At 58.0% G+C, this 23,847-nt stretch carries 23 protein-coding genes; 10 read left to right on the top strand and 13 right to left on the bottom strand.

Features of this window, described 5'->3' with window-relative positions; translation table 11 throughout:
• Positions 1 to 203 precede the first annotated feature (203 nt).
• From repA to FHT84_RS29285, 4 genes are all read left to right on the top strand, one after another.
• A complete protein-coding gene (gene repA, locus FHT84_RS29300; RefSeq protein ID WP_112340203.1) occupies positions 204 to 1,427 on the top strand; it encodes a plasmid partitioning protein RepA in 1,224 nt (407 codons plus the stop codon).
• Complete coding sequence (gene repB / locus FHT84_RS29295) at positions 1,424 to 2,452, top strand: plasmid partitioning protein RepB (protein WP_112340204.1); 1,029 nt, start codon at positions 1,424 to 1,426, stop codon at positions 2,450 to 2,452. Before repA ends, repB begins: the two co-directional genes overlap by 4 nt.
• Before the next feature lie 198 nt (positions 2,453 to 2,650).
• A complete protein-coding gene (repC, locus tag FHT84_RS29290; protein WP_112340205.1) occupies positions 2,651 to 3,874 on the top strand; it encodes a plasmid replication protein RepC in 1,224 nt (407 codons plus the stop codon).
• A 194-nt stretch (positions 3,875 to 4,068) separates the two neighbouring features.
• On the top strand, positions 4,069 to 4,257 hold the full coding sequence (locus FHT84_RS29285; protein ID WP_169646212.1) for a hypothetical protein: 189 nt from the start codon (positions 4,069 to 4,071) through the stop codon (positions 4,255 to 4,257).
• 283 nt (positions 4,258 to 4,540) lie between these two features.
• Here FHT84_RS29285 and FHT84_RS29280 read toward each other — a convergent pair whose 3' ends face one another.
• Positions 4,541 to 5,764 carry an MFS transporter gene (locus tag FHT84_RS29280; protein ID WP_181592274.1) on the bottom strand — a complete coding sequence of 408 codons (1,224 nt, stop codon included), beginning with the start codon at positions 5,762 to 5,764 and terminating at the stop codon, positions 4,541 to 4,543.
• Between the two features lie 99 nt (positions 5,765 to 5,863).
• Between FHT84_RS29280 and FHT84_RS29275 the strand changes: the two genes are divergently transcribed.
• Positions 5,864 to 6,844: an AraC family transcriptional regulator gene (locus FHT84_RS29275; RefSeq protein ID WP_112340207.1), complete on the top strand. Its 981-nt coding sequence runs from the start codon at positions 5,864 to 5,866 to the stop codon at positions 6,842 to 6,844.
• Between the two features lie 42 nt (positions 6,845 to 6,886).
• Here the strand turns inward: FHT84_RS29275 and FHT84_RS29270 are convergent, their stop codons facing one another.
• A complete protein-coding gene (locus FHT84_RS29270) occupies positions 6,887 to 7,501 on the bottom strand; it encodes a TetR/AcrR family transcriptional regulator (protein ID WP_112340208.1) in 615 nt (204 codons plus the stop codon).
• A gap of 101 nt (positions 7,502 to 7,602) precedes the next feature.
• On the opposite strand from FHT84_RS29270, the gene FHT84_RS29265 reads away from it, so the two are divergent.
• Positions 7,603 to 9,036 (top strand): MFS transporter, encoded by a 1,434-nt coding sequence (locus FHT84_RS29265; RefSeq protein ID WP_112340209.1) that lies wholly within the window; start codon positions 7,603 to 7,605, stop codon positions 9,034 to 9,036.
• A 736-nt stretch (positions 9,037 to 9,772) separates the two neighbouring features.
• Here FHT84_RS29265 and FHT84_RS29260 read toward each other — a convergent pair.
• The 3 genes from FHT84_RS29260 to FHT84_RS29255 form a co-directional block, all read right to left on the bottom strand.
• On the bottom strand, positions 9,773 to 10,264 hold the full coding sequence (locus FHT84_RS29260) for an HIT family protein (RefSeq protein ID WP_112340210.1): 492 nt from the start codon (positions 10,262 to 10,264) through the stop codon (positions 9,773 to 9,775).
• Positions 10,265 to 10,830: 566 nt separating this feature from the next.
• Positions 10,831 to 10,953, bottom strand: coding sequence for a hypothetical protein (locus tag FHT84_RS31715; protein ID WP_281023928.1), 123 nt, complete (start codon positions 10,951 to 10,953; stop codon positions 10,831 to 10,833).
• 416 nt (positions 10,954 to 11,369) lie between these two features.
• Positions 11,370 to 11,843, bottom strand: coding sequence for a VOC family protein (locus FHT84_RS29255; protein WP_112340212.1), 474 nt, complete (start codon positions 11,841 to 11,843; stop codon positions 11,370 to 11,372).
• An 823-nt stretch (positions 11,844 to 12,666) separates the two neighbouring features.
• On the opposite strand from FHT84_RS29255, the gene FHT84_RS29250 reads away from it, so the two are divergent.
• Both FHT84_RS29250 and FHT84_RS29245 read left to right on the top strand, forming a co-directional pair.
• On the top strand, positions 12,667 to 12,969 hold the full coding sequence (locus FHT84_RS29250) for a DUF982 domain-containing protein (RefSeq protein ID WP_112340213.1): 303 nt from the start codon (positions 12,667 to 12,669) through the stop codon (positions 12,967 to 12,969).
• 229 nt (positions 12,970 to 13,198) lie between these two features.
• Positions 13,199 to 13,639 (top strand): DUF4168 domain-containing protein, encoded by a 441-nt coding sequence (locus FHT84_RS29245; protein ID WP_112340214.1) that lies wholly within the window; start codon positions 13,199 to 13,201, stop codon positions 13,637 to 13,639.
• A 221-nt stretch (positions 13,640 to 13,860) separates the two neighbouring features.
• On the opposite strand, the gene FHT84_RS29240 is transcribed toward FHT84_RS29245, so the two are convergent.
• From FHT84_RS29240 to FHT84_RS29225, 4 genes are all read right to left on the bottom strand, one after another.
• Positions 13,861 to 14,217 (bottom strand): avidin/streptavidin family protein, encoded by a 357-nt coding sequence (locus tag FHT84_RS29240; RefSeq protein WP_112340215.1) that lies wholly within the window; start codon positions 14,215 to 14,217, stop codon positions 13,861 to 13,863.
• 751 nt (positions 14,218 to 14,968) lie between these two features.
• Positions 14,969 to 15,271, bottom strand: a complete 303-nt coding sequence (locus tag FHT84_RS29235; protein WP_112340217.1) for an alkylphosphonate utilization protein — start codon at positions 15,269 to 15,271, stop codon at positions 14,969 to 14,971.
• A 190-nt stretch (positions 15,272 to 15,461) separates the two neighbouring features.
• Complete coding sequence (locus FHT84_RS29230) at positions 15,462 to 16,472, bottom strand: polysaccharide pyruvyl transferase family protein (protein ID WP_112340218.1); 1,011 nt, start codon at positions 16,470 to 16,472, stop codon at positions 15,462 to 15,464.
• Positions 16,473 to 16,526: 54 nt separating this feature from the next.
• Complete coding sequence (locus FHT84_RS29225; RefSeq protein ID WP_112340219.1) at positions 16,527 to 18,011, bottom strand: lipopolysaccharide biosynthesis protein; 1,485 nt, start codon at positions 18,009 to 18,011, stop codon at positions 16,527 to 16,529.
• 647 nt (positions 18,012 to 18,658) lie between these two features.
• Between FHT84_RS29225 and FHT84_RS29220 the strand changes: the two genes are divergently transcribed.
• Positions 18,659 to 19,057 (top strand): DUF1236 domain-containing protein, encoded by a 399-nt coding sequence (locus FHT84_RS29220; protein WP_112340220.1) that lies wholly within the window; start codon positions 18,659 to 18,661, stop codon positions 19,055 to 19,057.
• 74 nt (positions 19,058 to 19,131) lie between these two features.
• On the opposite strand, the gene FHT84_RS29215 is transcribed toward FHT84_RS29220, so the two are convergent.
• The gene (locus tag FHT84_RS29215) at positions 19,132 to 19,989 is read right to left on the bottom strand and encodes a LysR family transcriptional regulator (protein WP_112340221.1); all 858 of its coding nucleotides are present in this window, start codon (positions 19,987 to 19,989) and stop codon (positions 19,132 to 19,134) included.
• Positions 19,990 to 20,095: 106 nt separating this feature from the next.
• Between FHT84_RS29215 and FHT84_RS29210 the strand changes: the two genes are divergently transcribed.
• The gene (locus FHT84_RS29210; RefSeq protein ID WP_183765551.1) at positions 20,096 to 20,554 is read left to right on the top strand and encodes a DUF3237 domain-containing protein; all 459 of its coding nucleotides are present in this window, start codon (positions 20,096 to 20,098) and stop codon (positions 20,552 to 20,554) included.
• A 107-nt stretch (positions 20,555 to 20,661) separates the two neighbouring features.
• Here the strand turns inward: FHT84_RS29210 and FHT84_RS29205 are convergent, their stop codons facing one another.
• From FHT84_RS29205 to FHT84_RS29195, 3 genes are all read right to left on the bottom strand, one after another.
• Positions 20,662 to 21,543, bottom strand: a complete 882-nt coding sequence (locus FHT84_RS29205) for a carbohydrate ABC transporter permease (protein WP_245430237.1) — start codon at positions 21,541 to 21,543, stop codon at positions 20,662 to 20,664.
• Positions 21,540 to 22,433 (bottom strand): sugar ABC transporter permease, encoded by an 894-nt coding sequence (locus FHT84_RS29200; protein WP_112340223.1) that lies wholly within the window; start codon positions 22,431 to 22,433, stop codon positions 21,540 to 21,542. Before FHT84_RS29200 ends, FHT84_RS29205 begins: the two co-directional genes overlap by 4 nt.
• Before the next feature lie 68 nt (positions 22,434 to 22,501).
• Entirely contained in the window at positions 22,502 to 23,761 is a 1,260-nt protein-coding gene (locus FHT84_RS29195) for a hypothetical protein (protein WP_112340224.1), read from the bottom strand.
• Between the last annotated feature and the right edge of the window lie 86 nt (positions 23,762 to 23,847).

The following is a 23,847-nucleotide window of genomic DNA, read 5'->3' as shown; positions in this document are numbered from 1 at the left end:
TGAGTAAACGTATCGGGCAACTGTTACGATGCGACGAAATAAATATAATGGAATCAAATAGCTAAATATCTTCAGCCTGACATGATTTCGTCATACGCTGATCAGCCATTACGCCTTAATCTCTGGACGGTCTGACAGAATCGTGTTCTACCTTTTGTCGGGCATAGGTCGGCAAACCGGCATTGAGCCGCCAAGAGGGACAAATGGCGATAGCAGAGCGCATGGAGACAATAGCTCCTTCCAAGGAAGATGCAGGCGGCAAAATTGCGCGCCATGCAAACCTGCTGTCGGGCCAGTTGCAGCAGCTCAGAACCCGGATGTATCCGCCGAAGTCCGAAAAAATACTCCGGCAGTTCCTGACCAATGAAGTGTCCAAGCTGACATCGATCCCGGATTCGACCCTGAAACTGATGTCGAGCGAGGGACGGGGGCCTTCGCCGAGCCGGTTGGAGAACAACCATCGGGTCTACACACTCGCACAGATCAATGAATTGCGTGAATTGTTTGCAAAGCAGAAGCCGTCCGATGCCCTGCGGTTCCTGCCGCGCCGCCGCCCGGGCGAACATCTTCAAGTGTTGGCGATCGCCAATTTCAAGGGCGGCAGCGCCAAGACGACCACCAGCGTTCATCTCGCGCATTATCTTGCGCTTCACGGCTATCGCGTCCTTGCGCTCGACCTCGATCCGCAAGCGTCGCTTTCGGCCATGTTCGGAGCGCAGCCGGAAGTCGATGTCGGTGCAAACGAAACCATCTATGCAGCCTTGAGATATGACCAGTCCGAAAGACGGTCGATCCGCGAGATCATCCGCAAGACCTATTTCGATGGCATCGACCTCATTCCGGGCAATCTGGAGGTCATGGAATATGAACATGAGACCCCTCGTGTTCTGGCGCAGAAATCGGGTGCCGGCGCCATCTTTTTCGAGCGGCTCAAGCTTGCGCTTGCCGAAGTCGAAGCAGATTACGATATCGTCATCCTGGATACGCCTCCTTCGCTCGGCTTCCTGACGCTGAGCGCGATCTACGCGGCGACAAGCATGATCATCACCGTGCATCCGGCCATGCTGGATGTCGCGTCGATGAGCCAATTCCTGCTGATGATGGGCGATCTGATCAACGTGCTCAATGAAAGCGGCGCCCAGCTCGACCAGGACTTCATTCGCTATCTGGTCACGCGCCACGATCCAAACGACGCGCCGCAGTCGCAGGTGGTTGCAATGCTGCGCCATCTGTTCGGTTCCGATGTCCTGTTGCCGACGGCGATCGAAAGCACTGCCGTCGAGGCTGCCGGTCTTGCCAAACGCTCCGTTTACGAACTCGAGATGGGCCAGATCGGTCGCGATACGCAGAAGCGCGCGCGGGAAGCCGTGGATGCGGTCAACGAGGCGATCGTTCAACTCATCAACGCAAGTTGGGGGCGTGGATGAGCAAGAGCCCAAGGAAATCGATCGTCGCAAGTTTCGGTCTTCTTTCTGCCGAGTTGGAAGGTAGCGACGCTGCTATTGAACAGCCTTCGCCTGCCCCTGCCCCCGCAGCACAGCCCGGTCGTGTCGGCGCAGGCGTCATCGGGGCCGCGCATCGTGCCATTGGCGACATTCGCGCGGAACGTGACCGGTTGCGGGCCATCGTCGAATCCGGTGAAGGCTGGATCCAGGATCTGGATCCTCACATCATCGATCCATCCCCCTATCCGGATCGTCTGCCGGACGACAATCCGCATGATTTCGAGACATTCAAGCGCTCGATCGAGGAGGAAGGCCAGAAGGTTCCGATCCAGGTCCGGAGACATCCGTCTTCGGCCGACCGATATCAGGTGGTCTATGGTCATCGCAGATGGCGAGCTGCTCTAGAGCTCGGCCGTAGCGTCCGGGCCATAGAAGTCGAGATTTCGGATCTCGATCTCGTTCTCGCGCAGGGCATCGAGAATGCCAACAGGCAGGATCTGACATGGATCGAGCGCGCGTTGTTCGCCTCGCGCATGGACGATGCCGGCATCAAGGCGCGGCACATCTATGCGGCACTCTCGATCGAGGATGCCGAGCTGGCGCGGATGCGCAGCGTCTATCGGGCAATTCCGGCCGATGTGATCGAAGCGATCGGCAGAGCGCCGAAAGTCGGCCGTCCACGTTGGCTGGAACTGGTCAAGGCCGTTTCCGCACAGCCGGATGCGCTGCAGGTGGTTCGCGCCGCCCTGTCCGATGCAAATGAGACAAAGGAAACCTCGGACGAAAGATTCCAGCTGGCGTTGAATGCGATCAAGCCCCGCGCCGGTTCTCGCAACACCCAGGTGCCGATTTCCGATGCGTCGGGAACGAGGCTGGGAGCGTGCGTGATATCGCCGCGTGAGATGCGGATCTCCGGCGAGGGTAAGCTGGGAACAGAATTCATAAAGTTTATCGAGGAGGAGTTGCCCGACCTGGTCGAGCGCTTCACTCGCCGGAAAAAGTCGTAACCCCTGACACCTGTCAGGGTTTTTTCAGATCGGAAAGGAAGTCTAGCAAAAGAAAAAAGGCCCCCAAACGTTGCCGTCGTGGAAGCCTTCTCTTCAATGTAGCAACTGAAGAATCGCATTTCCACGAATCCCAGTCAAGAGTTTTTGGCACCGTTTTTTTGGTGAGCGGATTTCTTTTGCCTTACGAGGGTGAGGGAAATGCAGAATGGAAGTGTAACGACGCCCTTTGGGCGGCGGCCGATGTCGCTTGCCCTGGTGCTGCGGCAGGTCGCTACGGCTGAAATCGCGCCTGGCAAGACGGCTGACAAGTGGAAGGTCTTTCGGGATGCGTCCGAGGCCAGAGAGCTGCTGGGATTGCAGGATCGTAGCCTGGCGGTGCTCGATGCATTGCTGAGTTTTTATCCCGATAACGAGCTGCGCCAGGATGCGCAGCTTATCGTCTTCCCTTCCAATGCGCAGCTGACCTTGCGCGCCCACGGCATTGCCGGGGCTACGCTTCGCAGGCATCTCGCGCTTCTCGTCGAGGCTGGACTGATCGTTCGCAAGGACAGCGCCAATGGCAAGCGCTATGCCAGGAAGGACAGGACGGGTGAAATCGAGAACGCTTTCGGCTTCGACATCTCGCCGCTTCTGCTGCGGGCAGAGGAACTTGCAGGCATGGCGCAGAAGGTGGCAGCAGATCGCCTCGCATTCCGACGTGCCAAGGAAAGCCTGACGATCTGCCGGCGCGATGTGCGAAAGCTCATTACGGCCGCGATCGAGGAAGGTGTCGCGGGCAACTGGGCAATGATCGAAGATGTTTATACCCGCCTCGTCGGGCACATTCCGCGCTCTCCCACGATGTCAGAGGTTGCCGGCATCCTCGAAGAGATGGAGCTTCTGCGAAACGAGATCGTCAACCTTCTGGAAAACCAGCAAAAAGCTACAAAAAATAGCACCAATGATGCTCATATTGAGCGTCACATACAGAGTTCGAATCCCGAATCCATTTATGAACTTGAACCAAGCTCTCGAAAAGAGCTGGGAGCGATGCCCGAGAGGAAAAGCCGGCTGCACAGCGAGACGATGCGAACGTTCCCATTGGGTTTGGTGCTGAAAGCTTGCCCGGAAATTACTGCCTACGGGCCGAATGGGGCCATCGGCAATTGGCGGGAGCTGATGTCTGCCGCAGTCGTGGTTCGATCGATGCTGGGCGTCAGCCCTTCGGCCTATCAGGAAGCCTGCGAAACGATGGGAGCTGAGAATGCCGCAACAACGGTCGCCTGCATTCTTGAGCGGTCGGGACACATCAATTCCGCCGGTGCCTACCTGCGGGACCTCACGATGAAGGCGAAGCGCGGCGAGTTCTCTGTCGGGCCGGCAATTATCGCTTTGCTCAGAGCAAACGGCCATGGCGACTATGTGACGGGAAAAGCCTCATGAACTCATCGCTTCTGGATATGCTCTGTTTGCTGCGGGCCAGGACGGGGTTGGCGCGACGACAGATTGACCGCTTGTCTTTCCCACAAACAATAGGGCCACAGCCGGAGTATTGAGCTGTGGCCGAGGGATGCGATCGAAGATGTTCGATCACAAATGCGGACTTAACGGCAGACGCGTTCCTTGCGAATAACCCAATGACCATGAACCTTGTGCTTCACGGTCTTGACGAAGCAGTCACGATGATGATGGCGGTGGAACGGAGCCGCCTGGGACGGAGCACTAACGGCAACGACGGATGCCAGGGCTATGGCGGAAGCAAGAAGCAGGTTTTTCATATCGGTCCTCGTAAGCATTGGGGGTTGATGCTGCGCGATAACGCCTGACTTTGATGCCCCAATTCGCCTTAACTGAAAATGAATAGCATGCTTACAAATTTGTAATGCTCCGGTGATGCCCATGGGAAGGGAGCGCCGGATTGAGAGTCGATACGAGCGAAGATCGCATATCTCTGCCTTTTGCGAGAGGGATGACATTGTTCCCTCCCCTTCTCTTTCGTGATCTTGCCAGTTGATTTTCCGCTGGGCAACCGAGGGTGTTTACGATCGCTGCCTGTCCGCGGCCCGAAAGTCGCCATCGATTATCGAGGCAGACCTGCGGTCTCGCTCGTCAGCTTTGAACAAGGGAGGTCTGCTTGCCGCCCCGCGCTGCCATCAACACAGTTCCCGCAAGGCATGCGGCTCCAAGGAACGACATGACACCAAGCGGTCCCTGCAAGTCGATCAGTATGCCGCCCAGGACCGCGCCGCTGGAAATAGCGACCTGGAAAGCAGTTAGGAGCAATGCTCCTGCGCTTTCAGCTTCGTCCGGCGCGGCACGCGTGATGTAGCTCTGGATGGAGACGGGAAATGCGCCGAAGGCGAAACCCCAAATGGCGACTCCGACAATCGCGGCGAGCTCGGACGCACCCACGGTCACGAAGATAGCGGCGGCAACGGCGATCAGGCTCGACGAGAAGACGGTGCCAATAGCAGAGCTGCGCTCCGCAATCATGCCACCGACAATATTGCCGAAGAAACCACTGACGCCGTAAGCGAGAAGCACCAGCGACACCATCTCGACGTTGAGGTGGGCGATACCTTCCAGATAGGGGCGGATATAAGTGAAGCCGGCAAAATGGCCTGCAACGACGAGAAGTGTCGTGATCAGACCCACCCGGATCTTGGGCCGCGTCAGAACGGCGCCGAGCGTCGACAAGCCTGCGTGACCTGCCGGTGGTAACGATGGCACGGTGATAGCCTGGGCAATCAATGCAAGCACGCCGACAGCTCCTGCGAGGACGAAGGACGCTCTCCATCCAAGGGTTGATCCCACATAGGAGCCGATCGGTGCCGCCGTGACGGTGGCGAGGGAGACGCCGGTAAAGATCATCGCCATTGCTCGGGGGAGATGTTCGATTGGGACCAGCCGCATTGCAAGCGCACCGGCCATTGCCCAGAAGCCGCCAAGCCCGACTCCAAGCAGAACTCGCGATAGGAGAAGCAAAATCAAATTGTTGGCGGTTGCTGCCAGGACGCAGGAAAGGATCAGAAGAGCAGTAAGGCTAAAGAGCACACGGCGGCGGTCGAAACTTCGGGTGGCTATGACGATACCCGGGCCTGCAAATGCGGCGACGACAGCCGTTGCAGTCACCGTTTGGCCGGTCTCCCCGGCAGAGAGACCTAGATCGGAAGATATTGGAGTGAGCAGGCTGGCCGGCAGAAATTCCGCCGTAACGAGACCGAAGACGCCGAGCGCCAGGGCGACGACGGCATCCCATCTTGGTCTTTGGGATGTCTCTGCCGTCGGCTGGTTGTGAAGGGACGGTTTGGGCTTGAAATCGCTCTCTGCCATGGGGTGCAGTCCTATTTTAAGATATCTTGGCGTGCTGTCGATGCCATCTGGCAAAAGGTAGTCGTGACATTCTGTACTTTCCATGCTAGGAAATCCGAGATGCTTGACTATTCGTCCAAAGACAGTATTGGCGAGACTCATGATGCTCTGAGCGAGATGCTGAGAGGCTTGCGGCTCGACGGCGTTGAATATGGGCGCTGCCGGCTTTCGGAGCCATGGGCGACCTATTTTGCGCCGCAGCTGTCGGCGAGATTGCATTTCATTTCGTCCGGTTCCGCATGGCTTCAGGCGCCGTCAGGCGATTGGCTCCAGTTGGGACCCGGCGATGCTGCACTTCTGCCGCGTGGCAATGCGCATGTGATTGCAAGCGAACCAGGCATTCCGCCGGTGCCTTTCGAGCAATTTGACCGCAAGGAAGTCTGCCAGGACGTCTTCGATCTCCAGTGCCCCGATGCCTGTGGGGGAACGGTGGCTTTGACCGCGGCGATGCGCTTCAATATCGACAATCTTCATCCGTTGCTGCGGTTGATGCCTGACACGATGCTCACCAGCGATCTGGCGAAGAACGAGCCGGCGATCCCGCATTTGCTCGATGCCATGACGCGTGAAGTGCAAATGGATCGGGTCGGCGCGGGAGGGATACTGGCCAGGCTCGCGGATGTGTTGACCGCGACGCTGATCAGGACGTGGGTCGAACATGGCTGCGGCGATACAACCGGCTGGATTGCCGCGGTGCGCAACCCCGAAATCGGCCGCGTACTGGCTGCGATTCACCTCGAACCGGATCGTGACTGGAGCTTGGCAGCACTTGCGAACCTGATGGGCATCTCTCGGTCGGGTTTCGCCGAGCGCTTCCTGAAAGTCGTGGGTGAAACGCCGGCGCGCTACGTGGCCAGGGTGCGCATGTACCAAGCTCTTCAATGGCTGCGCAATGGAATGCGTGTGTCCGTGGTCGCGCAGAGGTTGGGCTACGACGCAGAGGCATCGTTCAGCCGTGCCTTCAAGCGTATTATCGGTGCTCCACCGAGCCAGTTCCGCAAGGGCAGCGAGGCTGACATGAATTCGCTCCCCGTTGATTGAAGTTCTCACTGTCGAGAATGTGGCACGCCGGCGGCAATCGTTTCAGACATTGTCAGCCTTCACGGATATGGCGCTCTTCAACGGCATCAGCGCGTGAGACAATGTAGACAGCAGGACGTCTCTTGGCACCCCGTCGGCCGCTTGCACCGATAAGCCGTGGAGAAAGGCGGCGTAGAATTCCGCCAGGGCGCGCGGGTCCGCGTCGGGTTTCAGCTCGCCGTTCTCCGACGCCTTCTTCAGACGCTCATGTAGGGATGCAGCGCGGTCCCGGCGGTATGTGCCGAGCCGTCTTCGAACGGCCTGGTTATGGATCGTATAGTTGGTGGCCGCCATCACGATCATGCAGCCATGCGGCTGATTTGGACGGGTGTAGAGCGAGACCGCATCGCGCAGAAGCCGCTTGAAGGCATCGAAGACATTCGGCTCCTCGGCCAAGGCACGCGTGGCGAATCCACCCTCCCCGGAGGCGTACAGCGTAACTGCTTCTTGGAACAGGGCCTCTTTCGATTCGAAAGCAGCGTAGATGCGTGCCGAAGCGATGCCCATGGCATCGACGAGGTCGGACATCGAGACGCCTTCGTAACCTCGCTCCCAGAAGAGGTCACGGGCTTTGGCCAGCGCCTCATCACGATCGAATTCCCGCGGTCTTCCTGCCATACCGAGCCTCAATCTTTGTCGTTCAACAAATAATCATCTTGACTCGGCTATGCAAGCCTCACATTATTTGTTGATCGACAAAGAATTGACGGAGAGGATAAATGGATCACATTGCAGAAAGACCATCAGTCGGAACCGGCGCGGCGAATTTCAACCGGGCGGCTGCGCTCGCGCTCCTCGCATTCGCACAGTTGATCATCTCGCTCGATATCAACATCGTCTTCGTGGCCCTGCCGAAAATCGGCGAGGGCCTCAGCTTCTCAGGTCAGACGCTGCAGTGGGTCGTCAGTGCCTACACGGTCTTTTGCGGCGGCTTTCTGCTATTCGGCGGGCGTGCGGCGGATCTTATCGGCCAACGGCGATTGTTCATCACGGCCCTCGGGCTCTATGCGGCGTCCTCGTTGGTGGGGGGATTGGCCTGGGAGCCTGCAGTCATCATCGCAGCGCGAGCCGTCCAGGGGATCGGCGGCGCTTTTCTCTTTCCTGCCACGCTCTCCCTCGTCAACCGGCTGTTTTCAGAGGGAGCGGCGCGCAACCGGGCTCTGGCAGTCTGGGGAGGGGCCGGTGCCAGCGGTCTTACGATCGGATCGCTTGCCGGCGGTTTTCTAACGAGCGCTTTTGGCTGGCCGTCGGTGTTTTTCGTCAATGTCTTCCTCGCCTTGATTGCAATCGTCGCAGCCTTCTTCGTTATCCCGCGAGATCCTCACGTGTCTCATGGCCGCTCCTTCGACTTGCCGGGAGCGCTGACGGTTACCGGAGGCGCCACGCTGCTGGTATTTGCGCTCGTGCAGGGACCGGTGTTCGGGTGGAATGCCGCACCGATTCTCTGCACTTTCGCTCTTTCGGCGCTTCTGCTGCTGGCATTCATGATCATCGAATCGCAAAGTCGCGATCCATTGATGCCTCTCAGGCTGTTTGGCAATCGTATGCTTGTGACGAGCATGGCTATCACCTTCCTCTACATGGGTACGTTTGGAGCCCTGCCTTATTTTCTGACAGTGCTGTTTCAGGATATTCACCATTTCACAGCCTCGGAGACGGGCCTTGCCTTTCTGGTTCCCTCGCTTGCGATTGCCGCCGGTACTCAAATCGGCGAGCGTTATGCCTCACGCATTTCGGCGCGATCGACATTGATCGCGGGAATGCTGGTGGGGGCGGCGGGCACGGCTATCATGATTGCCGGGGCATGGCCTGAGAGCAGCTACACAGCCATCGTTCCCGGTCTGCTCGTTTCGGGAATTGGTCAGGGCGTCGTGTGGACGGCAATGTGGATTATTGCGGGTTCCGGAGTGCCGGATCGCGAACAGGGTGTCGCATCAGGGATGGCGTCAACCACGATGAACATAGGAAACGCCGTTGGCCTTGCCGTCCTCGTTGGTTTTGCCAATGCGCATGCCGGTCTCGCAGATGGCGAGGTATCGTCCGGCGATCTGGCGAGCGGTGTTCGTCTCGCGTTCTGGCTCTGCGCGACGGGCGGCGTCATTGCGACGGTTATTGCCGTGGCGGCGTTGTTCCGGCCGCGGCGATCGCGATAAAGCCCTACAAGAAACTGCCACATCCAGGCGCGACGGAAAGAACGTGCACTTTGTCGCGCCCCCAATAGTTGGTTTGCCCAGGCAAGCCGATACGTTCTTTGTGCAAGAACGCAAATATGCCTTTTATAGCGGAAAAAAGCAGATACCTTTGGGAGGCATATTTGTCGAAGCAGGTCAGATCACGTCAAGGCTGACATCATGCTAGGACGACTTTTCAGCTTAGAAAGTCCATATCACTTCTAGTCCCGAACGCGTATATAGCTAACGGAAGAAAGTGTTTTCTTCTGTTCCATATACAAAGAAATGTCTAGCAAAAACATTATGTTATATGGATGCGAAATTCGCTACCATATGGGTAAATTGTGAGTAAATATGGTGGTCGAAGTGCGTTCCGCCGCACCTTGCTGAAGTGCCAGCCTAGATCTTAGCCATCAGTGAGTGAGCTACAGGGCTTTTCGACATTTCTGTTGCATCCGCGGTATTGAAACCTTTGTTTCTAGTTCTTTTGTCGTGAGAACCGGGAGGGGCCGTGCTGATATCGGCCCACGGCGGTTACGGAAAGGTCCGGCGTCGAGACTTCGGCCGGCTCGGCAGTCTGGGGCCATCCGCCCATGACTCAATGCTCCAACCCTTGCACCGAGCTTTGCTGTCTCAACATCAACCGTCGTTCGAACTCTCAAATTCAGAGGGCGCGATATCTATTCGAGATCAGTCGATCAAAATTGGCGGCCGGGGTTCACAACGAAGGGCTGGAATTCATCGACTTGCGCAGAAGCCGGATAGCCTCGGCGACAGTCCGTCCTGTGGCGGGCGGCGGGTCGGCGCGTTCGCAGAATTCACGCCATACATAGAGGGTTAGCTCCGCGCCATCCGTTTCCGAGTTCCCCTGCCCTTCTGTAAGACTTTCCAGCACCCGATAGCGGGGATCTTGCCAGAAGAGCTCCTCGACCCAATCGTAGATCGGGATCACATGGAAGTGGATCGTATAGTCGGGAATGTGCCCATAGCGGCTTATATAGACACGTCGCGCACTCAGCCGCTGTCTCAGGTTGGTCTGTACTCGTGCCAGCAAGGGGCCGAGCTCCTGCAAGGTGCCCGCGGACAATTCCGATAAATCGGTGGCAAAGTTTTTAGAGCTGATAATAAGATAGCCGGGGAGAGCCGAATCTGCGCGATGAGTGACAAGCCATCCGTCAGTTTCGGCTATAAAATGTGGATCGAGCTTCAAACAGCCTCCCCTTTCGCCTGTCCAACCACAGCGGTTTTGTACGGCGCTTCACTTTCGCCGGATCGATGGCTGGCATGGAGCAAGCTTGAGTATCGAACCGCATGAGGTGAGCGACATAGGCTTGGACTATTCACGTCGAGAAGCGAAATGGCAAGCGCTGACGCTCCACGTCTTTCCGGCCGCCGCTGACCGTTCATGTCCTTCATCAAAACCCTGACAGCTGTCAGGGTTTTGGCTGTAGGATCAATATTTCAATAGGAGGAACGAGGCTCGTCTCCGAACGGTTCACGGCAGGTGTGAACTTTCGCCTCGGCTTTTCGCCCGATATGCAATGGATGAAAACCCTGACAGCTGTCAGGGTTTTCATGAGCAAGCTTGTTATCTCCCAGCCGAGCAGGCGTGAGTTTCCGGCGGCGCCTAATGCCTCTATGAGGCTCTCCAGCCGAGAAGACATCGCGCAAAATGACGGCGAGGGGAATATCGCGTGGGGAGCAAGCCTCAGCATCCGGAACGTCGCTGGGCAAGGCGAAAGTGAAGCTTGGCCCAGCATCTGCTCGTTGAACCTGTCAAACTTCGCCATCGAACATCATCGACGATCCGGCTTGTGCAATGGGATGGCCGGTGATCTGGCTGAACACGCCGTACCGGTCGCCATTCGAAAGGATGACACCGACATAATTGGAAGGCATCGGTAGAAAGCGTTTTTGAGGAGCGGGCGTTCCGCTCCGATAGCGCGATAAATGGCGAGGCGATCGAGCTTCAGTGCGGCGCAATTACCAAGAAAACGCATCCTTAGGGGCTGACACGGGCCGAAGAGTTGTCTCCCCTCCCGGCTCTCGCGACACATATGCTTCAGGCCACGCCCGACGCTTCATCCAAGTGGTGCTGCCGGCGATGCCGATTTCGCCCGTGTCCCAGGTGATGTGGTGCCGCTCAGCAGATATGGATCGCGCACGGAAGGCCGCGCCTTTCTCCTGCGCGGCTGCGCCACTGGCTGGGGCGGCAGATGCAGCCCTCGTCAGTATATCCGGCTGGTTTGCCGGGCCGTCGGCCCCGTGCGGCCGAGTCCGAACGCCGGTCGGTGTTCGCGTGCCGTCGAACGGGCTCAGCCGCGTCTGGCAGCCTCGATCGCAGCGACGTCGATCTTGCGCATGGTCATCATCGCATCGAAGGCGCGTTTTGCCTCATCGCCGCCAACTGCGAGTGCTTCCATCAGGATGCGCGGTGTGATCTGCCAGGAAACACCCCATCTATCCTTGCACCAGCCACACTCGCTTTCCTGGCCGCCATTGTTAACAATGGCGTTCCAGTAGCGATCCGTCTCTTCCTGATCTTCGGTGGCGATCTGAAAGGAGAAGGCTTCATTATGTTTGAATACGGGACCACCGTTCAGCCCAACGCAGGGAATGCCCGCTACCGTAAACTCAACGACCAGCACATCGCCTTGCTTGCCTTCCGGATAGTCGCCGGGAGCTCGGATGACGGCGCCCATCGCACTATCTGGAAAGGTTTCGACATAGAAGCGGGCAGCGGCTTCGGCGTCCTTGTCGTACCACAGGCAGATCGTGTTCTTTGCCATTGCAAGTTTCCTTCCCGGTTGTTGTGATTTTCGATGGGAAATAGGCGACAGGTTGTCTTTCTCCAGTCCTGGGAGAGCTATTTTGCGCTTGATGCCAGTCAAACAGCCTTTAAATTGTTCGGCATGATCACTTCGGACCGATTGCGGAAAGGCGAGGCGGTGCTGTCCGCGACAATAGCCTCGGCATACTCACCCTTAATCTATCTATTGGATCTGCGGTACCGCCAGCTTGCGCGACCGCGAGGTCGGCGCTTCAGCATATCATGAATATTTCGAAGAAATGACTAACGGAAGTATTTGCGCTTTTAAGTTCAATATAGTGAAAGAGCCATGCTTATCCATACGGTTAACAAGGTCTGAAAAGCAGGCGGAGGTGTAACTGGCGCAAAATTGCCTGGCAATTCGGAACCGCCGGAGGCTCAAGCGGCTCTCAATTGCGATGGACCGACAAAGCTGTTTATCTAACGAGAAATTGCAAATGGCTGAACCGCAAAAGGCTGCGTTTGAGATGGCCCCTTATCTGCTATTATTTTTCATTTTCGTCACATGCGGCCTGGTCAATATGACGCGCCCTCGAAACTCTGTTAGACCGGTAAGTGACCGAGACATCGAAACGCTTACAAAGCGGCTTTCAAAATTGAATCCAAGGAGACGGTAGAGCGACGAAAGCTCATAGGCCTCCTTCTGGTGATTGCACTGCTAACCGACACACTCCTCATTGCGTGGATAGTTCGTTTCGCCTGATAGGTGGCCGCTGACTGCCGTATCTCTCCCCGCAGGAACAAAGACACCATCGATTCCGTTTCAGCACCAGAGGTCGATTATGGTGATGTATGGAATATGGCAGAGACCTGTAAATATCCTGCTGCAGTGCGTCGGCGAGTTGCGGGCGATCAACAGCAGTTCGGAAGCACTCGACTGTCTGTTGGCGGATTGGCCCGTCGAGGAGGATCAGGCCTATCAGGACGCGTTGATCATCTGTCGCGCCTCTGTCGAGGGTAATTCCAATCCGGAGATCGCGCGGGATGCCTTTATCGTGGCGGCATACGAAGCTCACATCTATATGAAGCTCGGATATATCGACCGCGATTTTATCGCTATCAAACCATCGAAACCGGTATTTTGAGAATTGTGCGCATCCGCTGTGCTCCGATATTCTCAAATCGCGAAGCCACAACGCCGCCGTTCCGGGTCGGCAGATCGCCCTACTATTGCCCCATAGAAAACGTTTGGCGGCCACATTGTCGCCGGATCGGTCCTCAACCCTAACCAGCGGCTAAATCACTGCGATATGCCGCCTTTCGCTCTACGCCACTTAAAGAGGTGTTCCCCCGCACTATCGAAGAGGAATCAAGATGATCACTCGTTATATCTCTGCCGCATCGGCAACTGCCACGGTCTTGGGCTTGCTATTTGTCACCAATCCCGCATTTGCGCAGCAGGCGACACAAGAGAACCAGCCCACCCAAGCACAACCCAATAGCAGCGGGACAGCTGCCACCGTCAGCGATCAAAAGATCGAGGCTTTTGCAGTCGCGTATCTGCAGGTGGACAAGATCAGGCAGGAATACTCGGCCAAGATCGGAGCAACGTCGGACGCGACCGCGAAGCAGCAGCTGCAGACCGAGGCAAGCAAACAGATGGTACAGGCCGTCCAGACCTCTCCGGGCATGTCGGTAGACGAGTACAACGCGATTCTCACGGCAGCACAGAAGGATCCGGCGCTCGTTAAGAGAGTTCAGGACAAGATTCAGAAATCCGAGCCTGGGCAGCAGCCCGCACCCGCACAGCAGTAGGCGACGTCACAATCGACAGCCAAATTGATCCCCGCCACGACCGTGCCAAGTACCGCAATCTTGGCACGGCGTGGATCAGCGTTTTTTCCTCATGAAGGCGCACGCGTGCCCCGGCGGAACGACGGAATGGCGTCGATCCTCGATTCTGTCTCAAGAGGCGTCAACCGGTATAGTCGGTTGAGGGGATCACGCATACCAGCATCTTTTGACGCCCCGGGGCGTCAGGTGCGCCGTTCGAATGTATCGACATTCGTCTGCACCGAATGAGCCCACCCAAGCTTCTCAGCCTGACCCGACTTTCCGACCTTCGCGCTGGTTACGACGTGCCACACTGTTTGGAGCTTGTCCTCTCGCAACATTCCAGTGAATGAGCAGATTGACGTCGGACCGTCTCCCGCCACACCAAAGGCGAAATTAATGCAATCATCGAACCAAACACCCGTTGCCTGCAGTTCATGGCCAAAGAAAGCACTATCCTGCAGAGCAGTCTTGAACGTGCCTTTGATCAGCCCATCCCGATCCTCGATGATCGTCAGCGTAGAGTCATATTGATTGCGCCAAGTGCCAGTCCAGGTCATTTCGAAAATCTCCTCATCTTGTAGATAAGGAAACTGGTCTCACGCGCGGGTGTTCCGCTCCGAACTCGTAGCCAGGGAAATCTTTCGCATAATCTTCATAAAGGCGCCGTCGATGTTTGGCGCAAGACCGAATGTCCGTCTTCGTGGCCGGAGTTTGCTCGCCCTACACCGGTCTTGCGAGGGTTGCCCGGGTAGGCCGAGCCGATCCTCCTCACAGGAGGACGAGCTGTGGTAGATCATAAAGACGCTTTTGTCGGAATCGCGTCGCCAAGCTGAAGAATGCGATTGCGACTTCAGCGGACGCTTACGGTCCGCTGGTTTAGTTACTTCTTCTTCTCTTGATCGCGATGCCATTTGACGGCGAAGAACATGCCCGTGCCTAACACGAGAAGCTTGAGCGGAAAGAAGACTATAGGGAACCAATCCCACATTTCGGATATTTCCAGGCTATTACTTGACACTCTATCGTGAGGGAGCACTACCCCAAAACTGCTGCATACGACATCAGTCATCTTGACGCAGATGGGATACCCACGGCGTCCGAAACGGGCCAATGTTCCTCGGGGTCAATGTGCTGGAAAAAACAGCGCTCACTGTTTGGCTGCGACGCTGCGCTGGTGACATCAGCAGACGTAGGGCTGCGCGCCGCAGCCGCGCCGAGACGCTGCGCGGCTGCCTTTGGATCGGTAAGGGTGGAGATCAAATCGCATTCGCGCGTGAGGCGAGGGGGGCGGAACCCCGATCCCGCCGTTCAGCGCTTGCGGACGAATTCGGTGCGCAGCACCAGCCCCTTGATCGTGTCATGCCGGCAGTCGATCTCCTCGGGATTGTCGGTGAGCCGGATCGACCTGATGACGGTTCCCTGCTTGAGCGTTTGCCCGGCGCCCTTCACCTTGAGGTCCTTTACCAGGACAACGGAGTCTCCGTCCGCCAGAACATTGCCTGATGCGTCGCGGACCTCCGCGGCTTTTGCGGCCTCCGCCGCAATCTCCGAAGCAGGCCGCCATTCGCCGCTCACCTCGTCATATATGTAATCGTCGTTCTGGTCGCCCATGTCTGTCCTGCCGTGTCGTCTTGTTCAGCTATGCCGTTTGGCGCCGCGCTCTCAGCGTGGATGGCCAATCCGCTGGAGCCCTTTATCCCGCAAATGCCGCGAAATCAAATCGCGGCCACCAGCAGCCGACGGTGACATGAATCCATGCGATCGAGAACCACGAGGCTGAGCATTCACCGATGGCCGCGTTTCAAGCGGCCGGTACGAGCGTCTGATCGGCCTGGTGGCGCGCCCAGGCGATCCCGTCCTCGAGCGATGTCGCCCGGTATGCCAGATCGGTGCCGCCGGAAAATGCGGCCATGAACCTGCGTATCTTGCCGTAGCTGTTGTCCAGCACCGCATGCGGCCGGCCGAGCAGGATCGAGCAGATATGGACGTGAAGCCGGTCAGTGACGAGCGCCCGACCGCGGGAGATCTGCCTGATGCCGCGACCCAGCCTGTTGTGGGCCGCCGCATCGAGCTTGCGCAGCCGTATTTCGGCCGGCTTGAGAGCGAGCAAGGCCGTCGCCGCACCAAGCGCCTTGGAGATGCGCACCCGTCTGGCGGATTCGGTGGTCCAGTCCTCTTTCGGAATATCGGGATAGGCCGAGAGATTGGCATCTCCGACTTTTTCGAGGTCGGATCTCAGCATGGCAAGGACGGGAAATTCCGGCTCCTGCGGCTGGATTGCTCCGATGGAAAAGGCCATATCCGGGCAAAGACGCACTTCGCAATCGAAATGCTTGAGGGCGAACTCCTTCGACTCCTCGTCGCGCACCAGCAAGACGAAGTTTTTGTGCCGTCCGATGACGCGGGCGCTTTCGGCGAGGCGGGCCTCGGACTTGTAGTGGATGGATTGCGGGAACTGAATCACCTGGCGATCGGGAAACCGCTCCAGGACCCGTTCGCGGAAATCCTGATGCGCATCCCATATATCGCCGAAATTGCCGCCGCCATGAATGAAGATCGGACCGGTCGGCATGGTCCGCTCGAGTTGCTCGGGTGAAAAATCGTCGATCCGCGAGACATAGGTCGGCCGCTTGCCGTATCTCCGCTTGAGATAGGCCATTTCGCCGAGCCAGATGGCGGAGTCGCCACAATTGCGGATATCGGGAAAGTCGAGGATCGCCAAAGGCTCATCATGGCTGATGTAGTCTTTCAGGCAATCGTGGATCATGTCGTCCAATTTTGCGATCAGGACTCGATTTGATTGCAATGTCATTTCCCCATTCCCCTTTAGATGACAAGGCAGCTCGGCCGGCCTGGCCGAACGTTCTCAGGCAAGGCGCAATTTCGGCAGCACTTTGCCGAGTATGGTTTGGACCTCTGTTTCGGGACCGGTCGGACGCTTCATCAACCTCCAGAGGAGGAAAGTCGAACCGCAATAGAGCAAGCCGCCGAGCACGATCAGCATGGCGAGATGCGTCACGAGCAAGAGCTTGTCGTCCGTCGGCGCCAGATGGCTCGATGCCAGCGATACGCCGGCCGCCATCACGGCGACGCTTGCGAGCGCCCGAAGGTTCACCGACAATTGTTTCGCAACGGTGATGCCGGTGAAGCGCCGCACGAGCATCATGTTGACGGCGGTGCTGAAGAGGCCGGTGAAGACCCGGCCGGCAATGACGCCCGACAGGCCATAGAGCATCAGGCCGCCAATCATGATCGGCACCCGCAGGCAGAACATCTGGGTATCGCGGACGAAGAGCACCCGGGTCTCGCCCTTGGCCATGCCGAGCGGCTGCACCAGCGAGCCGAGCGTCTGCAGCGCAAAGACCGAGGCAAGCGACTGGATGATGAAGATGACAGGTGCCCATTTGTCGCCCAGCGCGAGCCTGACCAGCGGATCGGCGGTCACCGCCACCCCGATGCCGGCGGGAAGTGCTACGGCGGCAACCAGCGCCTGCACGCGCTGATACGCGGCGGCGAGCCTGCCGGGGTCGTTATGAATGCCGGCAAAAGCCGGATAGATCGTCTGCGTGAGGGGTGCGGTCGCTTCCCGCGTCGGCATCATGGCGAGGTTGCTGCCGACGGAATAGTAACCGAGCTGAATCCCGCCGAGCATCTTACCGACAAGCAGATAATCGAAGCGCCAATTGAGCGTGCTGACGATCTGTCCGGCTGTAAGCCAGGCGGAAAAGGAAAAGAACTCCCGCATATGCTTGAAGGTGATCCTGGGCCGGAACGGCAGCACGAGATAGGAGACGATGACATTCGTCGCCTGGCTTATGAGGGTTCCGATGACCAGCGCCCAATAGCTTTGATAGATCACCGCAATCGCAACGGAGGCGACGAAACCGGCGAATTTCTGCGAAACCGCAAGCACGAACTCCTGCCAGAAGATCAGATCGCGCTGGAGCATGATACGGCGTGGATTTGTGAGGCCGCCCATCAGCATGCTGATGCCAAGTGCCAGCATGACGCCCGTCAGTCTGGGCTCGTTGAAGAGGGCGGCGGCCGGATAGGCAAAGATCGCAAACAGGATGCAGATTGCCAGTCCGCGCGCGGCGTTGAGGGTCCAGGCAGCGCTGAAATGGGATTCGTCCGGCGCCGCATGCCGGATCAGCGCTTCGGAAAGGGAAAGTTCGGTAACGGTCGTGACGATCATCAGTATCGTCATGCCCAGGGCGACCACGCCGAAGTCGGCGGGCGCCAGATAGCGCGCCAAGACGAAAGTGCTGAGTGTCGCAAGCCCGTTCACGATCGTCCGAGACAGGCTCAACCACATGCTTCCCTTGACGAGGCGTCCAGTGATACTGGTCATACGATATCCAAGTTTCCGCTACGCAATCAGGTGACTGGAGGCGCGATCCGCACGAATAAACCATGCCGTACCGATCCTTGCGGATCGGAACAGCGCGGGAGAGCCATATGGTCGCTGTAAGCAAAGGACGCCCCGGCGTCTCAGCGGGAACTAGTTCGAAGATTTCACATGTCAACGCTTCCAATTCATTTTCGCATCATTTCTGGATCATTTTCGCATCAGTTTCAGATCATCGGCCCGCGACACTCGATTCATCGGAAATTGGATTTGTCTGACTCGCTGACGGTCTTGGCCAACGATGCCGCAACACGTTGTCAACTGTGACGTGGCAGCGGTCGCCCGATCGATCGCAGCCGTCGGGCCCGACACCCATCGGGACCTTCGATCATGTCATGCAGCGACTGAGAGCGGTCCTTTAGCAAGCTGCATTGGATCGCCTATTGCCAGGCTTGGAACCTGGTTTGATAAAGCCGGGGACCGCCGTTGCGGAAGCCAAGTCAGGGCGCTTCTCGCACTCGTCACTCACGAATTCTGTCAATGCGGTTCCAACTTGTGATGGCGGCAATCAGCCCTGAAAGCGGAACATTCCGGTGTCCAATCGTATTCCCCTTTCAGCTCTTCGGAGCCGATAAGCAAAGGAGAATGCTATGCGTACGAAACTTATCGTGACAGCGGCCGCCGCCTTTGGTCTTCTCGCTGGTTCAGCCTTCGCGCAGTCGTCGACGGTTACCGGGGCTGCGGGCGGCGCGGTTACCGGCGCTGTTGTCGGCGGCCCCGTGGGCGCCGCCGTCGGCGGTGTGACGGGTGCCATTGTCGGCACGGCAATCGATCCGCCGCCGCAGAAGGTCATCACCTACGTACAGGAACAGCCGATGCCTCCTTCCGAGGCCGTCGTGCAGGATCGAATTGTCGTAGGCCAGCCGCTTCCGGAGACCGTTGTCGTCACGCCGGTTCCTGAAAATCCGGCTTATGCCTATGCGGTCGTCAATCATGAGCGCGTTATCGTTCAGCCGAAGACGCGCAAGGTTGTCAAAATCCTCGATTGATCGCAGCGAGGGCCTCCCCCGCGGGGAGGCCCTTTGGGCGTGACATCGGCTTCGGTGAAGGCACCGAGGGCGTGTTAGGCGAGCTCTTGCGCTTGCTCACAAAGCCAAGCGCAAAGCTGTCTGGGCGCGAGGCGGGAGTCGTCAGTTCGCATCAGCGCAAAATGCCAGGCCGGGCCGCTGAGCACATATGGGAATGGTGCGATCAGAAGTCCCTGTTCCAGAAGCGGCCGATATAAGGAGGGCGATAGCAGAGCGACACCGACACCTGCGATCGCCGCGTTGGCGTCCAGATCGTGCGTGGGGTAATCGACCGTGACAAACTGCAGAGTTTGCGGCAGCTCAGATCGAGCGTTCCAAAACCACGCTTCCCAATCCGGATGCGGTAAAAGCTTGAAATCGGCCAATGCATTCGGCTCGTTCAGGCGCCTCGTTCGAAGGAGGGAAGGCGCCAGCATCGGCGTCGCTTCAACCGGCATAAGCCGGTATTCATCGAGCCCTTCCCAGCCACCGCGGCCTGTGCGAATGGCAACGTCAAACGCGCTGGGATCACGGATATCGGCGGAAACGTCGACTTCGATGGGCGGCGTACCCGCCGAGGGATAGCGTGACAGCCGCGGCGCGAGCCAGCGCGATGCGAATGTCGGAGGTGCCGTCAACCGCAACGGTGGCGTGGTCGCCTGAAATTCATCAAGGGCTCCCGCAATTCCATCCAATGCCTCGCGGATTCGGCTTGCCAGAACGGCAGCCGCGGCTGTTGGGACGACACGCCGGCCGAACCGCTCGAAGAGGGGCTGACCAAGTTCGGTCTCCAATGTGCGGATGCGAAGGCTAACGGCCGCAGGGGTGAGGCATAACCGATCCGCAGCGCGGGCGAAGCTGCCGGCCGCAACGCAGGCTTCCAATATCCGCAAGGATTCCAACGGCGGCCGCATGTTCTTTTCTCTTTGACTAGCTTTTCTTGTGACGATCTCAAGCAAAGCGCGTTTTGGGCGTGAAATGCCTTCGGCTAGGGTTCGGTTCAACAATAGGAGATCCGACATGACCCTGCAATCTCGGCACTTATTCACTCTTTTCATGACGCTTCATCCCGCGTTAGAACTTGGCAAAACGCCGGCGGGTAGCCGTCGGGTGTTTCCCGTCTCGGGCGGGCATTTCCGGGGGGAGCGCCTGAAGGGGGAGGTCTCACCGCTTATCGGCTCCGATCTCCTGCTGGCACGCGCGGATGGGACGTTTCAACAGGATATAAGGCTTCTGCTCGTCGCAGACGATGGCGGCCTAATCCTGATGACCTATCGCGGCGTCAGGCGCTCCAGCCCTGTCGTTGACGAGCGTCTCGCTCGTGGCGAGAAGGTCGACGCCTCCGAATATTATCTCCGCACAACGCCATATTTCGAGACTGCCGCGTCGCGGCACGCGTGGCTCAACCAAATCGTCGCGGTTGCCCAGGGAGGGCGCTGTCCCGGCGGCGTCGAGTATGACGTTTTCGAAATTCTCTGAACGCGCTTTCGGCCGAGTTGATTCACGCGCATCGCTTCGGACAGCAGGAAGTATCACGATTGGAAGGCACGGTCAGATAGCTTGATCGGAGACCCCGCGCCCGGCGATTATCCCTTTATTCCGGCGGAAAGCATGATGGCGCGCGTGATCTGCCGTTGGAAGAGGAGGTAGAGAATGGCGACCGGGAGGCCCGCCAATACCGCGGCGGCCATGTCTTTGGCGAAACGGACGCCGAAGACATCTTTCACCTGCGTGATACCAACGGGGATGGTGATTGTCGCATCCGACGTCGCGACCAGGAAGGGCCACAGGAAATTGTTCCATGCCGCTATGAATGTGGTGATGCCAAGCGCGGTAATGACACCCCAGTTCATCGGCACATAAATCTTCCAAAGCGTTCTCAAGTGACCGGCATTGTCGAGCATTGCCGCTTCGCGGAATTCCTTCGGGATCTGGTCGAAGAACTGCTTCAGGATGATGATGACCGACGGCACGACCAGTTGCGGCAGAACGATGCCGCCCCAGGTGTTGATCAATCCGAACGAGTTCATCAGCACGAAATGGTTGATGATGAGCGCTTCAGTCGGGACCATCACCGAGGCGATCAGCGCGCCGTAAATCAGGCGGCGGCCGGGAAACTGGATTTGGCTGAGCGCATAGGCGCAGCAAAGGCTCATCGCAAGCACCAGAACCGCGACAATCGCCGATGTCGCGACGGAGTTGACATACCATTGGATGATGCTGGAGCGTTCGATCACATAGAGATAGGGCTCCAACGTCGGCGCTTTCGGGAAAAGCCCGGGCGTTTTGCTCACCACCTCGGTGTCCGATTTCAGCGATGTCGCGATGGCCCAGTAAAGCGGAAAGAACCAGATCAGCGCTCCGAGCGCGGTCAACACGGTTAGCGCGCGGCCGCTCCAGCGTCCGGCAGCGACATGGTGGCTTGCCGGCGCAAGGCCTGCTCCCGGATCACTTATCCGGCCGCTCATCTTTCGCCTCGTGCACGCAGGAACTGGTATTGCAGGACTGAGGCAATCAGGATGATGACGAACAGAATAGTGGCGACGGCCGCACCTTCACCGCCCTTGTTCTGCTTGAAGGCGAGATCGTAGATGACGCTCATGACGACGGATTGAGCGTCAGCTGGCGTGCGGGCGAAATAGCCCAGCAGGTAGGGCTGCGCAAAAATCTTGAACTGCGCGATCAGCTGCAGCGTCAGCACCAGTGCCGTGACCGGCCAGATCAGCGGCCAGGTTATCCTCGAAAACACGCGCCAGCGATTGGCATTGTCGAGTGCGGCTGCCTCGTAGACGTCGGGCGAAATGCTGCGCAGGGCAGCCAGGAACAGAAGAATATTGAAGCCGATCGTCCACCAGATCGTGACGACGGCGACGGAAGGCATGAAATAGGTCGGCGAACGCAGCACCGGCAGCGGCCTGCCGCCGGTAAACAGGCCGATGACGTTCTGGATGACGCCGTATTGCATGTTTGCAATCCAGCTCCAGATCTGGGTCACGACGGAAACCGGCAGAATGGAGGGCAGGAAAAAGCACGCGAGGACCAGCATCTGTGTGCGCCCGCTCAAGCGGTTGATGCCCATGGCGATGAACAGTGCGAGAAACGTGCCGGGAACGACGGTCAGAACGATGAAGTACAGCGTATTCACAAGCGCCTTTTGCAACTGGGGTGAGGCAAGCTGGCGCATGTAATTGTCGAGGCCCACCCATTCGCCGGGGCCGATCAGCGGCGCATTGGTCAGGCTCATGGCCACCATGCGAAAGGTCGGATAGGCAAAGATGAGCAGAAAGGTGATGACGGCCGGCGCCACCAGCAGTGCCGCAATCACATTGTCCTGCTTCCTGTTGCTGACTGCCGCCATCTGTCACCTGTCTTGGTTGCCCAGCCCCAGGGGAGGGTATGGCCCCTGGGGATCGTTGACGGAGAACCTCATTGAGAATTCATGTGGTCACGAAACTTCTCAAGCGTCTCCTTCACGTCGCCTTCGCCGTTCAGCGGGCCGGACACCATGTTCTGCCAGTCGTCATCGAACTTGGACGCGGCACCGGTGAGCGGCGTCTTCGGCATGTAGAACGCATTCAACGCCATGGCGGCATAATCCGACTGCGGTTTGAGCGCCTTGTAGGCCGCGGAGGTGCTGACGGGCAGATAGGCCGGGATATGGCCGGCGGCGGCCCATTCCAGCGAGTTCACGTTCATCCACCGGATGACTTCGAGAACCGCGGCGCGCTTTTCCGGCGTCATGGTGACACCGACATTGTTGGGAATGACGAAGGAGTGCGAGTCAGCCCAATTGGCCGGCTTGCCCATCCAGGCCGGAATGTTGATCATGCCGTAATCGAAACCGTTGCCCTTGGCGACTTCGGTTTCCATGGTCGGCAGCTCCCAGTTGCCGTTCAGGAAAAAGGCGGATTGCCCGGCGAGGAAGGTCGGCGTGATGGTTTCCGAGTCGATATAGGGCTGAGCCCAACCTTGCTTCACCCAATCGGCAACCTCGCTATAGGCCTTTTCCATCTTGTCGAGATTGTCGCCTTGCAGGAACTTGCCATTGTCTGTCAGCGTACCTCCCAGTTGGCCGAACAGCGTATAAATGTCGCGCAAATCGCCGGTTGACGAGGCAATGACGACACCATCTTTTCCTGCCTCCTTGGCCTTGGCCAAGAGCGCGCGCCAACCCTCCAGCGTGTCGATGCCGGCGGGCTTGCCGTCGTTGCCGAGCGCTCCGAGGTCCTTCAGCACATTCTTGTTGTAATAGAGCACCTCGCCATGGACATCAAAAGGAACGGCATAACGGACATTGTCGACCGTCGAGGCGGCAATCGCGTTCGGCGGATAGTCGCTGTCCTTCAGCCCGACGGCCTCGAGCTCCTTCGGATCGATCGGTGAGACCGTCTTGGCCGAAACCGCGGCAGCCAGCCGCGACAGGTGATAGGTCGCGATATCAGGTCCTTGGCCGACGGCAGCGGATGTCTGCAGTTTGGTATAGTAAGGAATACCCCATTCGAGGGTCGTGCCCGTGATCTGAATCTTGTACTTGTGCTCATCGTTGAAGCGCTGGATCAATGCCTTCATTCGCACGCCGTCGCCTCCGGACAAGAAGTCCCACCAGACGACATTCTCGACTGCGAATGCCGGAAAGGCGGTAACCAGGGCTAGCGCAGCGATCGATGTTCTCAACAGATTACGCATTTCTCTCCTCCAGACTGTTCTATTTTCCTCCCAAGCCTCCCTTCAAGGGTGGCCTTATGCCCTGTAACGCCGCCAATGAGCTGCGT

The sequence above is a fragment of the Rhizobium sp. BK289 genome (assembly GCF_014193575.1).
GTDB lineage: Bacteria > Pseudomonadota > Alphaproteobacteria > Rhizobiales > Rhizobiaceae > Rhizobium > Rhizobium tropici_C.
This window is presented reverse-complemented; position numbering and strand designations above follow the sequence as displayed.